Consider the following 13,928-nt stretch of genomic DNA (forward strand, 5'->3'; position numbering starts at 1 on the left):
CTATCCTTTCCTACTATTCAGTGATTCATTTTTTGCACCGTACTATTATACTATAAAAACAGCTTTTTGGGTAATAGAATTTCACATTTTTTGGTATAATGGAAAGCAATAATGGACTAGAAAGAACAAAGATGCAAGATAAAATTGTGATTCATGGGGCACGTGCCCATAACTTAAAAAATATTGATGTGGAGATTCCGCGAGACAAGCTGGTCGTTGTGACTGGTTTGTCAGGGTCTGGGAAATCCAGTCTGGCCTTTGATACCCTTTATGCGGAGGGGCAACGTCGCTATGTAGAGAGTCTATCAGCCTATGCTCGACAATTCTTGGGCAATATGGAAAAACCAGATGTGGATGCCATTGATGGTCTCAGCCCAGCTATTTCCATCGACCAGAAAACCACCAGCAAAAACCCTCGTTCGACCGTGGGAACCACGACTGAAATCAACGATTATCTGCGTCTCCTCTACGCACGTGTGGGGACGCCTTACTGTATCAACGGGCACGGGGCTATCAAGGCTTCTTCTGTAGAGCAAATCGTGGATAAGGTCTTGGAATTGCCAGAACGTCAGCGCCTGCAAATATTAGCTCCTGTCATTCGTAAGAAAAAAGGGCAACATAAGAGCGTCATTGAAAAGATTCAGAAAGATGGCTATGTTCGTGTTCGTGTGGATGGGGAAGTTTATGATGTGACCGAAGTGCCAGAGTTATCCAAGAGCAAGCAACACAATATCGATGTTGTGGTCGACCGTATTGTCATCAAGGAGGGCATCCGTAGCCGTCTCTTTGACTCCATTGAGGCTGCCCTTCGTATCGCAGAAGGTTATGTGATTATCGACACTATGGACGATTCGGAGTTGCTCTTTTCTGAGCACTATGCCTGTCCAGTTTGTGGTTTTACTGTCCCAGAATTAGAGCCTCGACTCTTCTCCTTCAATGCTCCTTTTGGATCTTGTAGTGAGTGTGACGGTTTGGGCATCAAGCTAGAGGTGGATGTTGACTTGGTGGTTCCTGATACCAGCAAAACTTTGCGTGAGGGAGCCTTGGCACCTTGGAATCCTATCTCATCCAACTACTATCCAAACATGCTAGAGCAGGCCATGACAGCCTTTGGAGTAGATATGGATAAGCCTTTTGAAGACTTGTCAGAAGAAGATAAAAACTTGATTCTTTACGGCTCAGATGGCAAGGAATTCCATTTCCACTATGAAAATGAATTTGGTGGAGTGCGCGATATTGACATTCCTTTTGAGGGGGTTGTCAATAATATCAAGCGTCGTTACCATGAGACTAACAGTGATTACACGCGCACCCAGATGCGCCTCTACATGAATGAGCTGACCTGCGGAACTTGCCACGGCTACCGTCTCAACGATCAGGCCTTGTCTGTCCGTGTGGGTGGGGAGCAAGGGCCACATATCGGTGAAATTTCGGACCTGTCTATCGCAGACCATTTGGAATTAGTGAGCCAGCTGACCCTGTCTGAAAATGAAGCCATCATTGCCCGTCCTATCCTCAAGGAAATAAAGGATCGCTTGACCTTCCTCAATAACGTGGGACTCAACTATTTGACTCTGTCACGTTCGGCAGGAACCCTTTCAGGTGGGGAGAGTCAGCGTATTCGCTTGGCAACCCAGATTGGGTCCAACCTATCAGGTGTCCTTTATATCCTGGATGAGCCGTCGATTGGTCTTCACCAGAGGGATAATGACCGCTTGATTGCCAGTCTGAAAAAGATGCGTGACTTGGGCAATACTCTCATCGTGGTGGAACACGACGAAGATACCATGCGCGAGGCGGATTATCTGATTGACGTTGGTCCAGGTGCCGGTGTTTTTGGTGGCGAGATTGTTGCTGCAGGAACGCCCAAGCAGGTGGCCCGTAACAGTAAGTCTATTACAGGCCAGTACTTATCAGGAAAACGAGCGATTCCAGTACCAGAAGAGCGCCGTTCCGGAAATGGTCGTTTTATCGAGGTGACAGGAGCGCGTGAGAACAACTTGCAAAATATCACCGCTCGCTTCCCGCTAGGAAAATTCATCGCAGTGACAGGTGTATCAGGTTCAGGGAAATCGACCTTAATCAACAGCATTCTCAAAAAAGCCATTGCCCAGAAGCTCAATCGCAATTCAGACAAACCTGGTAAGTTTAAGACGATTACAGGGATTGAGCATGTAGACCGCTTGATTGATATTGACCAGAGCCCAATTGGACGAACGCCGAGGTCCAACCCGGCTACCTATACGGGGGTCTTTGACGATATACGTGACCTCTTTGCCCAGACAAATGAAGCTAAGATACGAGGCTATAAGAAGGGCCGTTTCAGTTTTAACGTCAAGGGAGGTCGTTGTGAAGCCTGCTCGGGTGACGGAATCATCAAGATCGAGATGCACTTCTTGCCAGATGTATATGTAGCCTGTGAAGTCTGCCACGGGACCCGCTATAACAGTGAAACCCTTGAAGTTCACTACAAGGAAAAGAATATCTCGCAGGTCTTGGACATGACCGTCAACGATGCGGTGGAATTCTTCCAACACATTCCCAAGATTCAACGCAAACTTCAGACCATCAAGGATGTGGGGCTGGGCTATGTAACGCTAGGGCAACCGGCTACCACCCTTTCTGGAGGAGAAGCTCAGCGTATGAAGTTGGCTAGTGAACTCCATAAACGCTCGACAGGAAAATCCTTCTACATTCTGGATGAGCCAACGACAGGGCTTCATACTGAGGATATCGCTCGCTTGCTTAAAGTCTTGGCTCGCTTTGTCGACGATGGAAATACAGTCCTCGTCATCGAGCACAATCTAGATGTTATCAAGACAGCAGACCATATCATCGATTTGGGTCCTGAGGGCGGTGTCGGTGGTGGAACCATCATCGCAACAGGAACCCCAGAAGAAGTAGCGGCCAACGAAGCCAGCTACACAGGACACTATTTGAAAGGAAAGTTAAAATAAGATTTAAAAGGCTCTGCTTTTTTAGGCAGAGTCTTTTTTATAATAAATTACGAATTTTTTCTTTTATAAATGGGTTAAGAGAATAGTGTTTATCCAGATATTCTAGGAGTGCTTGAGCAGACTCAGAAATGCGTTCGTAACCTTGCAAAAAGTGAGGTAATTGCTTGGCTTCCTTTGGATAACCTTCTTCAAATCGTCTGTTGGTATTAAAGATATCTATAAAATTAGATTTAGAAGTTGTTTCCAAACTGATTAGTTCAGTCCAAAGCTTGACGGATCTGTTTTGTATTAAATCATAAGCAGCTAATTTTTCGCCTCGCTGATAGCGACCTAGCCCTAAATATAGATTACATAAAATTTCTCCCAACAGCCATTCACGATCTCTGTTTTCTTTTGATGGCAGTCTTTGTGGCTGACAGATTGTTTCATCAAAACCGACCTCCTTCCAGATAATCTTGCCTTCAGAGAAGGGAATGTTTACTAGTTCGTGAGCTTCAAAGACAGCAAATTCACAAAAAACATCATCTTCAAATAGAACTTTATGTCCGTCCACTGTATTTTGGTAGTGAAATGCAATTGGTTCTAGCTTACTTAACCAGGTTAGGTCTTGGATATAGGTCTGCTTGTAGCCATCTTTTACAATAACAAAGAAGTCTAAATCTGAGTACTGATCCAATCGTTCTCTTTCTGTTCCGCAAGAACCAAGCGCCAGCAAAGCTAGTGCTTGGTTCGAATCTTTTAGAGACTGACCAATCTCATCTAGTCTTTGTAACAGCAATTCTGTTTTATTCATATCGATACCTCATTCTTTCTTGTTTAACAGAAATTATACATTAAGCGCTTTCAAATGTCAATTTTATCTAATCTTAGCTATATAGATTGTATTATTTTCGATATTTTTTTGCTATAATAAATTAAATCATTTTATGGAGGTTTTCTCATGTTATCAAGAGTTGAAAAATTTGAAGTAGCCTTAAAACAGACAGAGTGTGATGCTGTCTTAGTAACCAATCTGAAGAATATTTACTATCTGACTGGTTTCAGCGGGACAGAGGCGACAGTTTTCATCAGTAAAAAGCGCCGGATTTTTCTGACGGATTCTCGTTATACTCTTATTGCCAAGGGCGTGGTTGAGGGCTTTGACATTGTGGAAACGCGCGATGCGGTTGGTGAAATTGCTAAAATTATAGCGGACGACAAGCTGGAAAAAATTGGCTTTGATGACGAGATTTCCTATGCTTACTTCAAGATGCTGGAAAGTGTGTTTGCTGGTCATGAGCTGGTTCCAATGACTGGTTTTATTGAAAATCTGCGGATGATCAAGGATGAGCAAGAAATCGCAACCATTCGTAGGGCCTGCCAGATTTCTGACCAAGCCTTCCTAGATGTACTGGATTTTATCAAGCCCGGTGAGACGACTGAGCTAGCCGTTATGAACTTTTTAGATGCCCGTATGCGCCAGCTAGGTGCTTCAGGTGCTTCTTTTGATTTTATCATCGCTTCGGGCTACCGCTCTGCTATGCCACATGGCGTGGCTAGTGACAAGGTCATTCAAAAGGGTGAAACCCTGACCATGGACTTTGGTTGCTACTACAACCACTATGTCAGCGATATGACGCGGACAGTTCATGTGGGGCAGGTGACAGATGAAGAGCGGGAGATTTATGATATTGTCCTGCGCAGCAATCAAGCCCTCATAGATGCAGCCAAGGCTGGTCTCAGTCGAATTGATTTTGACAGGATTCCGCGCCAGATTATTAACGATGCAGGCTACGGTCCTTACTTCAGCCACGGGATTGGACATGGGATTGGTTTGGATATCCATGAAATTCCTTACTTTGGCAAGTCAGAAGAGCCAATCAAGGCTGGCATGGTCTTGACCGATGAGCCGGGTATTTATCTGGATGGAAAATACGGGGTGCGTATCGAGGATGATATCTTGATTACGGATACAGGTTGCGAATTATTGACCCTTGCTCCAAAGGAATTAATTGTTATTTAAGAAAATTAAGATAAATCATTGACTTTTATATTTTAAAGGTTTATACTGATAGACGAAAACGGTAGGTGAGGCTACCATAGGGATACGGATGACTACCGCAAAGCAGTGGAGACACTACTCGTTGGTCAACAGTCCTGGTCGCGAAGGCCAAGACTAAGCTCATTACATCGCCCTATGGAGTTAAAGCTTGAACGAAAAAACAGATAATTAGTTTTTTAATCCTGCCATTTTATGGTGGGATTTTCTACTGTTTTAGAACAAGGAAAGGAGACAAACGATGCAAATTGACGATCATCCAGAACCGCACATACACAGCCAATCGCTGATTTGTGTCGTTCTGCCCTTATAAAGTGATTGGTCTCTGTGTATGAAACACATCATTCATACAGATAGGAGAAACCAATGAAAACTACAAAAGAAAGATTAGCAACAGCTATTCACACACCCTTAAACGAAACTCTATCTTTTTATAAGACAAGTCTAACAGGCTTGACTGAGGAGCAGGTGGAGAAAAATCGTGACCTATATGGCGAAAACACCATCACCAAGGGTCAAGAAGACAGTATCCTCAAAAAGATTTACGAATCTATTATCAATCCATTTACAATCATCCTGCTGGTCATCGCTATGATCTCCATGGTGACCAATGTCTGGTTGGCGAAGCCTGGACAAGAAGATCCGACGACCTCTATCATCATCGTCGTTCTCGTATTGATTTCTGGTGGCATACGCTTTGTCCAAGAACTGCGGAGTGACAAGGCTGCGACCAATCTATCAAAAATGATTGTGAACACTGCCACAGTTATTCGCGAAGGCCAGAGTTTAGAGGTCGCAATTGAAGATTTGGTCGTTGGAGATATAGTCAAGTTAAGTGCTGGGGATATGATACCAGCAGACCTCATTTTAATTGAATCACGCGATTTCTTTGTTCAACAGTCTGGTTTGACAGGTGAAAGTGACTCGGTTGAAAAACTAGCCTTGTCAAAAATGAGTCAGTCAAACTTCGATAGTCTGCTAGAAGCAGAAGCGCTCGCTTTTATGGGAACCAACGTGATATCAGGAAGTGCCAAGGCTTTGATTCTAGCGGTTGGTGATGATACCATGATGGGAGAAATCGAGCAGACTCTCAATACCTATGACGAACCGACCTCTTTTGAACGGGAGATGAACAGCATCTCTTGGCTCTTGATCCGTTTGATGTTGGTCATGGTTCCCATCGTCTTTCTCTCCAATGGCTTGACAGATGGCGACTGGCTGGAAGCTGGCGTATTTGCACTGAGTGTTGGTGTTGGTTTGACACCTGAGATGCTTCCTATGATCATCACGGCTAGTTTAGCAAAAGGCTCCATTATCATGGCCAAGGAAAAAGTCGTCATCAAAAAACTCAATGCCATACAGGACCTAGGTGCTATTGATATCTTATGCACGGATAAAACCGGAACCCTTACCCAAGACGAAATTGTCCTTGAATATCCTTTGGATATACACGGAGATTTGGATTTGTCTGTGTTGAGACGGGCCTACCTCAATTCCTATTTTCAAACCGGTTTGAAAAACTTAATGGACCGTGCTATTATCAGTAGAACTGAAAAAGAAGCTAAAGAACACGCTATTCTACAAAATTTAGATACTAGCTTCCAAAAAATAGATGAATTACCTTTTGATTTTGAACGCAGACGGATGAGTGTCATCGTCAAGGATGAGAACGAAGTTGTTAGTTTGGTAACCAAGGGTGCCCTAGAGGAAATGCTTGCGATCTCAACCCATGTGGAATATCAAGGTGAGATTAGCCCTCTGACGGATGATATCCGAGTGGAAATCTTAAAAGAAGTAGATCAACTTAATCAACAGGGATTGCGAGTCTTGGGAGTCGCTTATAAAACAGGCCTAAAAGAAGGTTTTGCTTACTCAGTTGAAGATGAAAAAGAGATGATTCTAACAGGATATCTTGCCTTTCTAGATCCACCAAAACCATCAGCAGCACCTGCTATCCAAGCTTTGTTAGAACACGGTGTTCAAACAAAGATCTTGACGGGAGACAATGAGAAGGTAACCCAAGCAGTTTGCGAAAAAGTTGGTTTAGACGTTGATCAAATCTTGTTGGGTTCTGATATTGATGCCATGACGGACGAAGAGTTGGCTCAAGCAGTTGAGAAAGTGACGGTCTTTGCCAAACTCTCTCCGGATCAAAAAGCACGAATCATTTTACAAATCAAATCGAATGGACATTGTGTCGGCTATATGGGAGATGGGATCAATGATGCCCCTTCTATGAAAGTGGCCGATGTGGGGATTTCGGTTGATACAGCAGTAGATATTGCCAAAGAAACGGCTGATGTCATTTTGCTAGATAAGGATTTGATGGTGCTTGAAAAAGGGCTGGTTGAAGGACGCAAAGTCTATGCCAACATGACCAAATATATCAAGATGACGGTCAGCTCTAATTTCGGGAACATTTTCTCTCTGCTAGTGTCTGGTATCTTTTTACCTTTCCTTCCTATGGCTCCGATTCACTTGATTGTGTTAAACCTCGTCTACGACCTTTCTTGCATTGCCTTGCCATTTGATAATGTAGATGAAGACTTTTTGAAGCATCCCCATAAGTGGGAAGCTAAGTCTATTACTCGTTTTATGATTTGGATGGGTCCGATTTCTTCTGCCTTTGATATTTTGACCTTTATCTTGCTCTATTTTGTCATTGTTCCAATGGCGACAGGTCAAGCTTATGCTCACGGAGCAGAGTCTGCAACGGGCTTTATCATTTTGTTCCAGACAGGTTGGTTCATTGAATCCATGTGGTCCCAAACCATGGTTATCCATATGCTTCGTTCAGCAAAACTTCCTTTCTTACAAAGTCGTCCATCATGGTTTGTTCTTGGAACAACCTTGCTAGCAGCTAGTTTTGTGACCTTCCTTCCCTACTCTTCAATTGCTAGCCTGCTTCATTTAACCCCTTTGGAACCAATTTATTTCCTCTTTTTGCTTTTGATTATCGTTCTCTATATGATAAGTGTTACAGTTGTAAAACGATTGTATATCAAAAAATTTAAAAGTTGGTTATAAATTGATTTTGTCAAGAAAAAAGTACGAAAATCGCGAAAAAAGTTAATTTTTTTTAAAAATAGGTCGCAAGTCGGATGTTTTTTATGGTATAATAGACTAAACTGATAGTAACATGTAGCGAAAGGGGTAGGTACATGATCAAAATTTATACAGTCTCAAGTTGTACTAGCTGTAAAAAAGCGAAAACCTGGCTCAATGCCCACCAGTTAAGTTATAAAGAACAAAATCTCGGTAAAGAAGGAATTACAAGAGAAGAGTTATTAGATATTCTCACGAAAACAGATAATGGAATTGCCAGTATCGTTTCGTCAAAAAACCGCTACGCTAAGGCACTTGGAGTTGACATCGAGGATTTGAGTGTCAATGAAGTGCTCAACTTAATCATGGAAACACCACGGATCTTAAAGAGTCCGATTCTCGTTGATGAGAAGCGCCTACAAGTCGGCTATAAAGAAGATGATATCCGTGCCTTCTTGCCACGCTCTGTCCGTAATGTAGAAAATGCAGAAGCACGTCTACGTGCAGCTCTATAAAACATCAAGGCTGGGAGTGACTCCTAGCCTTGTTTGCTCTTTTGTTTTAAAATCATGTGAGGAATTATGAAAAAGTTACTAATTGCTAGTTTTGCTCTCCTCTTTTTGCTTGCGGGATGTGGGCAAAAAAAGGAAACCCCTGCTGCTTCTACAACAGCATCTGAACCTCTCCAATCCAACCTTCCCGTTTTGGACAATGCCGAAAAGAATACGGTTGTCACCAAGACCTTGCTGATGCCGAAGTCAGAAAATGGAACGCAGCAGATTCAGACCATTACTTATAAAGGCAATCAGTTTTTGACCTTGACCATCCAGCAAAAACGACCTGTCGGGGATGAACTCAAGACCTTTATCTCTGAAAATGGCCTAGAGGAGACGCAAAAAGCGCTTCTAGAAGCGGAAGAAAAGGATGAGACCATCCAAGAGGCACGCAAACTAGCAGGATTCAAACTGGAAACCAAGCTACTCAGCGAGATAGAAATCCAGACGACAACGACTTATGATTTTCAAGTATTGGATGTCAAAAAGGCATCTCAGCTGGAATATTTAAAAAATATCGGCCTTGAAAATCTCTTAAAAAACGAACCTAGCCAATATATTGCAGATAGAGTGGCAAATGGGGCGACAGAACAATAGAAAATCCAAATTAATAGACTGACTTATTTGTAGAACGTCAGGGAATGTGCTATAATAGTACTATTCTAAGGAAAGAGGGTGTTAGAATGGGATTTACTGAAGAAACTGTACGGTTTAAATTGGATGATTCCAATAAGAAAGAAATTAGCGAAACATTGACAGATGTTTATGCTTCTTTGAATGACAAGGGCTACAATCCGATTAACCAGATCGTCGGTTATGTATTGAGTGGAGACCCTGCCTACGTTCCTCGTTATAACAATGCACGAAATCAAATCCGTAAGTATGAGCGTGATGAAATTGTTGAAGAATTGGTACGCTACTACCTAAAAGGACAAGGAGTCGATCTATAATCTATGAGAATTATGGGATTGGACGTCGGTTCAAAAACAGTAGGGGTGGCTATTAGCGATCCGCTCGGTTTCACCGCTCAGGGACTTGAAATCATCCAGATTAATGAGGACCAGGGCCAGTTTGGTTTTGACCGCATCAAGGAATTGGTTGACAGCTATAAGGTAGAACGCTTTGTAGTAGGTTTGCCAAAGAACATGAACAATACCAGTGGTCCGCGAGTAGAAGCCAGTCAAGCCTATGGTGCCAAGCTAGAAGAACTCTTTGGTTTGCCAGTAGACTATCAGGATGAGCGTTTGACAACGGTCGCTGCGGAGCGTATGTTGATTGAACAAGCAGATATCAGCCGTAACAAACGCAAGAAAGTTATTGATAAGTTGGCTGCTCAGCTGATTTTGCAAAATTATTTAGATAGAAAATTTTAAGACAGAGGAGAAACTATGTCACACGATCACAACCATGACCACGAAGAACGTGAATTGATTACACTAGTAGATGAGCAAGGAAATGAAACCTTGTTTGAAATTCTTTTGACCATCGACGGGAAAGAAGAATTTGGTAAAAACTATGTTCTGCTAGTGCCAGTTAATGCAGAAGAAGATGAAAATGGTGAAGTTGAAATTCAAGCTTACTCATTCATCGAAAATGAAGACGGAACAGAAGGCGAATTGCAACCAATTCCAGAAGACTCAGAAGACGAATGGAACATGATTGAAGAAGTCTTCAACAGCTTTATGGAGGAGTGATACAGTCTGGGAGACTGTATCAGCCCAACTCCCAGAAATTGGAGAGAGTTGGAACGTCCGGGGAACGTTTTTAGCCCAGTTCCTTAAAATAAGAGAGAACTGGTATGTCTGGGAGACTGTATCACCCCAACTCCTAGAAACTAGAAAGAGTTGGAACATCCAGTGGATGTTTTTAGCTCACGTTGAAATTCATAGTAGCTAGTGATTAGCTAACCAGGTAAGAGGTCGGGATTTTAGTCCCGACCTCGTTTTTTATTTGTAATCATACTTTGATGCGGTAGTTGATTGGACTTTTGTTAAGGAGACATGTATGTTTGAAGTAGAAAAATGGCTGCATAGTCGGATTGGTTTAAACTTTAGATCTGGACTTGGACGAATGCAGCGAGCTGTGGATTTGCTGGGGAATCCTGAGAAGACTTATCCTATTATCCACGTAACAGGTACTAACGGTAAAGGGTCAACTATTGCCTTCATGAGGGAGTTGTTTGTTGCTCATGGTAAAAAAGTTGGTACTTTCACCTCTCCTCATATCGTCAGTATCCATGATCGAATCTGTATTAATGGGCAACCGATTGCTGATGCAGATTTTATCCGTTTGGCGGAGCAGGTCAATGAGATGGAAAAGACGCTTTTGCAAACCTATGACCAGTTGTCCTTTTTTGAATTACTGACTCTGATTGCTTTGCTTTACTTTAAAGAGAAGGGAGTGGATCTGGTTCTGCTAGAAGTGGGGATTGGTGGTTTGCTTGATACCACTAATGTCGTAACAGGAGAGATTGCAGTTATTGCTTCGATTGGGCTAGATCATCAGGAGACCTTGGGCGATAGTCTGGAGGAAATAGCCGAGCAGAAAGCTGGTATTTTCAAGGCTGGCAAGAAGGCAGTCATTGCCAAGCTTACTCCAGAAGCGGAGCTTGTCTGTCAAAGTAAAGCGAGAGAGTTAGCTGTCGAACTTTATCAAGCTGGGCGAGACTTCACCTTGAATGCTGGGGATTTTTCAAGTAAGCTAGCAAACTTTTCACAGCTTGAAATCGGTTTAGAAGGTGCTTATCAGCAAGAAAATGCCGCCTTGGCTTTAGAAACTTTTCTTCTGTTTATGGCGTCAAGAGGTGAAAGGGTCGAAGAAGAGTTTGTCAGACGGGCTTTGAAGGAGACACATTGGGCAGGTCGATTGGAACGGATTCGTCCACAAATCTACCTAGATGGGGCTCACAATCTGCCAGCCTTGACTCGTCTAGTCGAGTTTATCCAAGGGAAAATCCAGCAAGGTTACCAGGTTCGCATCCTTTTTGGAGCACTTAAACGCAAGGATTATCAGGGGATGTTAGGCTATCTATCTAAGCAGTTGCCTGAGGTGGAACTTAAGGTAACAGGCTTTGACTACCAAGGCTCTCTGGATGAAAAGGATGTGGCGGGTTACGATTTGATTTCTTCCTATGGCGGTTTTATCAGAGAATTTGAAGAAAAGGCCAAAGATCAGGACTTGCTTTTCGTGACGGGCTCGCTCTACTTTATCTCGGAAGTCCGAGCGAGTTTGGTTGGAAGCGACGAGATTAGTTGACCTTATAGGCTTAAGTTGTTATACTTGAGGTAGGAGGTATATCTGGAAACGATTCCAGCAAAACATTGGCACAAAAGAAAGGAAATCGCTATGAAAACGAAAACATTCACACTTTCTATTGCTTCCCTAGCAATTCTTAGTCTTTTAGCAGCTTGTGGACCTAAGGCACAAGCCCCTACCCAGCAATCTGCTCAGCAATCATCTTCTCAACAAGAATCATCTTCTAGCGCTGCGACAAGTGCTAGTCAACCACAGGCGTCCTCAAGTCAGGACACTACTGTAGCTCAACCTACGAATATCGATGGTACCTATACTGGAAAAGATGAGAATGACCAAATCACTCTTGTTGTAACAGGTAAAACTGGTACATGGACTGAGGTCGAGCCAGATGGAGATAAGGAAATCAAGCAAGTCAGCTTTGAACCAGAAAATCAACGTGTCATTATCGGTGATGATGTCAAAATTTACACGGTTAATGGTAATCAATTGATTATCGACGATATGGACCGAGAGACATCTGACCGAGTGGTATTAACTAAGCAATAATGATTAAGTAAAAGTTCCAATGAGATGAAATCCATCTTTTTGGAGCTTTTTTCTTGAAAAAGTGGCTGGCTGTTCTTTACTAACTTTTTACTTAAAACGCTTACAAATATTTGTAAAACTTCTTATAAGGTCGTATACTTATAGTAAATAATCAAATAGCGCAAAGGCGCAGGAGGAAAAGCATATGGCTACATTTTACGTTCCGGCAGTTAACCTTATTGGTAAAGGTGTTGTAAATGAAGTAGGTCCGTATATCAAGGAACTGGGGTATAAGAAGGCCCTTTTGGTGACAGATAAGTTCATCGAAGGTAGTGATATTTTACCCAAAGTCCTAAAACCGTTAGATGCTGAAGGGATCGACTATGTAATCTTTAGCGATGTGGAGCCAAATCCGACTTGCAAGAACGTTACAGATGGGGTTGCTGCTCTGAAAGAGCATGGATGTGACTTCATCATCAGTCTTGGAGGAGGGTCTCCTCAGGATGCGGCTAGTTGTATCTCTATCATTGCTGCAAATGGTGGAAAACCACAGGACTACGAAGGTCTCCACAAGTCTACTAAAAAAGGGTTGCCAGTGGTTGCGATCAATACAACAGCTGGAACTTCTGCAGAAATCACCATTAACTATGTTATTACTGACGAAGAGCGCAAGGTCAAGATGGTAATGGTTGATAAGAACAGCCTTGCCCTTATCTCTGTCAATGATCCAGAACTCATGCTTTCAAAGCCGAAAGGATTGACAGCAGCGACAGGTATGGATGCTCTTACTCACGCTGTCGAAGCCTTGGTAACACCAGGTGCTTATAATGTGACCAAGAAACTTTCTATCGGAGCGATTGAACTCATCAAGGAGTATCTTCCTCGTGCTGTGGCAAATGGCCAAGATATTGAAGCGCGTGAGGCGATGGTCAATGCCATCTTCCTCGGTGGTATGAGCTTTAACAATGCTGGTTTGGGCTATGTTCATTCTATGGCTCACCAACTCGGTGCAGTTTATAACTTGCCACATGGTGTCTGCTGTGCCATGCTTCTTCCAGTTGTAGAGCGTGAAAATGCTAAACGTGTACCAGAAGCTTTCCGCAATGTAGCCAAGGCCTTGGGACTCCATGTTGAAGGGAAAACAGACCAGGAATGCGCTGACTATGCTATCGCTGAAATTGAAAAACTGTCTGAAACAGTAGGTATTCCGAAGAAACTCACCGAACTCGGTATCCAAGAAAAAGACTTTGACTTTGACTACCTTTCTAAGAATGCTTTGATTGATGCATGTGCGCCAGGCAATCCATTTATGCCAACTTTAGAAGAAACCATTGCTCTCTACAAAGAACTCTTCTAAAAATCAAGTAGAGTGGAAGGGACGTATTCCCCAACATATAAATAATATTGGAAAGAACTATCATTTTGGTAGTTCTTTTTAAGTTTCTTAATACCCTAGTTAAAAAGATAAAAAGGGATAGCACGTCATATAGTGAAGGAGTAATTTAAGAATCTTGCAGTTCTTGGAATAGTTTGAATAGAAAAAGGTAAAAGGTT

At 42.7% G+C, this 13,928-nt stretch carries 12 protein-coding genes and 1 riboswitch; of the genes, 11 read left to right on the top strand and 1 reads right to left on the bottom strand.

Features of this window, described 5'->3' with window-relative positions; genetic code table 11:
• The first annotated feature begins 131 nt into the window (after nucleotides 1-131).
• Nucleotides 132-2,957 (top strand): excinuclease ABC subunit UvrA, encoded by a 2,826-nt coding sequence (gene uvrA, locus P8P68_RS07880; protein ID WP_044021490.1) that lies wholly within the window; start codon nucleotides 132-134, stop codon nucleotides 2,955-2,957.
• A gap of 37 nt (nucleotides 2,958-2,994) precedes the next feature.
• On the opposite strand, the gene P8P68_RS07885 is transcribed toward uvrA, so the two are convergent.
• The gene (locus tag P8P68_RS07885) at nucleotides 2,995-3,750 is read right to left on the bottom strand and encodes a hypothetical protein (protein WP_044021488.1); all 756 of its coding nucleotides are present in this window, start codon (nucleotides 3,748-3,750) and stop codon (nucleotides 2,995-2,997) included.
• Between the two features lie 147 nt (nucleotides 3,751-3,897).
• Here P8P68_RS07885 and P8P68_RS07890 point away from each other — a divergent pair, with 147 nt between their 5' ends.
• The 10 genes from P8P68_RS07890 (at nucleotide 3,898) to P8P68_RS07935 (ending at nucleotide 13,731) form a co-directional block, all read left to right on the top strand.
• A complete protein-coding gene (locus tag P8P68_RS07890; RefSeq protein WP_044021487.1) occupies nucleotides 3,898-4,959 on the top strand; it encodes a Xaa-Pro peptidase family protein in 1,062 nt (353 codons plus the stop codon).
• Between the two features lie 55 nt (nucleotides 4,960-5,014).
• A riboswitch (M-box (ykoK) riboswitch) is annotated at nucleotides 5,015-5,166 on the top strand.
• Between the two features lie 195 nt (nucleotides 5,167-5,361).
• Nucleotides 5,362-8,022: a magnesium-translocating P-type ATPase gene (gene mgtA / locus P8P68_RS07895; protein ID WP_049489450.1), complete on the top strand. Its 2,661-nt coding sequence runs from the start codon at nucleotides 5,362-5,364 to the stop codon at nucleotides 8,020-8,022.
• Nucleotides 8,023-8,156: 134 nt separating this feature from the next.
• Nucleotides 8,157-8,555 carry a transcriptional regulator Spx gene (gene spx, locus P8P68_RS07900; RefSeq protein WP_000591165.1) on the top strand — a complete coding sequence of 133 codons (399 nt, stop codon included), beginning with the start codon at nucleotides 8,157-8,159 and terminating at the stop codon, nucleotides 8,553-8,555.
• A 66-nt stretch (nucleotides 8,556-8,621) separates the two neighbouring features.
• Nucleotides 8,622-9,191 (top strand): SP0191 family lipoprotein, encoded by a 570-nt coding sequence (locus tag P8P68_RS07905; RefSeq protein WP_000734686.1) that lies wholly within the window; start codon nucleotides 8,622-8,624, stop codon nucleotides 9,189-9,191.
• An 86-nt stretch (nucleotides 9,192-9,277) separates the two neighbouring features.
• Nucleotides 9,278-9,544 carry an IreB family regulatory phosphoprotein gene (locus P8P68_RS07910; protein ID WP_000507059.1) on the top strand — a complete coding sequence of 89 codons (267 nt, stop codon included), beginning with the start codon at nucleotides 9,278-9,280 and terminating at the stop codon, nucleotides 9,542-9,544.
• Between the two features lie 3 nt (nucleotides 9,545-9,547).
• Nucleotides 9,548-9,967, top strand: coding sequence for a Holliday junction resolvase RuvX (gene ruvX / locus P8P68_RS07915; RefSeq protein WP_002876031.1), 420 nt, complete (start codon nucleotides 9,548-9,550; stop codon nucleotides 9,965-9,967).
• A 15-nt stretch (nucleotides 9,968-9,982) separates the two neighbouring features.
• Entirely contained in the window at nucleotides 9,983-10,288 is a 306-nt protein-coding gene (locus P8P68_RS07920; RefSeq protein ID WP_000017624.1) for a DUF1292 domain-containing protein, read from the top strand.
• Between the two features lie 310 nt (nucleotides 10,289-10,598).
• The gene (locus tag P8P68_RS07925; RefSeq protein WP_278275856.1) at nucleotides 10,599-11,849 is read left to right on the top strand and encodes a folylpolyglutamate synthase/dihydrofolate synthase family protein; all 1,251 of its coding nucleotides are present in this window, start codon (nucleotides 10,599-10,601) and stop codon (nucleotides 11,847-11,849) included.
• A 90-nt stretch (nucleotides 11,850-11,939) separates the two neighbouring features.
• Nucleotides 11,940-12,395 (top strand): SP_0198 family lipoprotein, encoded by a 456-nt coding sequence (locus tag P8P68_RS07930; RefSeq protein ID WP_000853130.1) that lies wholly within the window; start codon nucleotides 11,940-11,942, stop codon nucleotides 12,393-12,395.
• 184 nt (nucleotides 12,396-12,579) lie between these two features.
• Entirely contained in the window at nucleotides 12,580-13,731 is a 1,152-nt protein-coding gene (locus P8P68_RS07935; RefSeq protein WP_000190388.1) for an iron-containing alcohol dehydrogenase, read from the top strand.
• The last annotated feature ends 197 nt before the right edge of the window (nucleotides 13,732-13,928 follow it).

The sequence above is a fragment of the Streptococcus sp. D7B5 genome, assembly GCF_029691405.1.
Taxonomy (GTDB): domain Bacteria; phylum Bacillota; class Bacilli; order Lactobacillales; family Streptococcaceae; genus Streptococcus.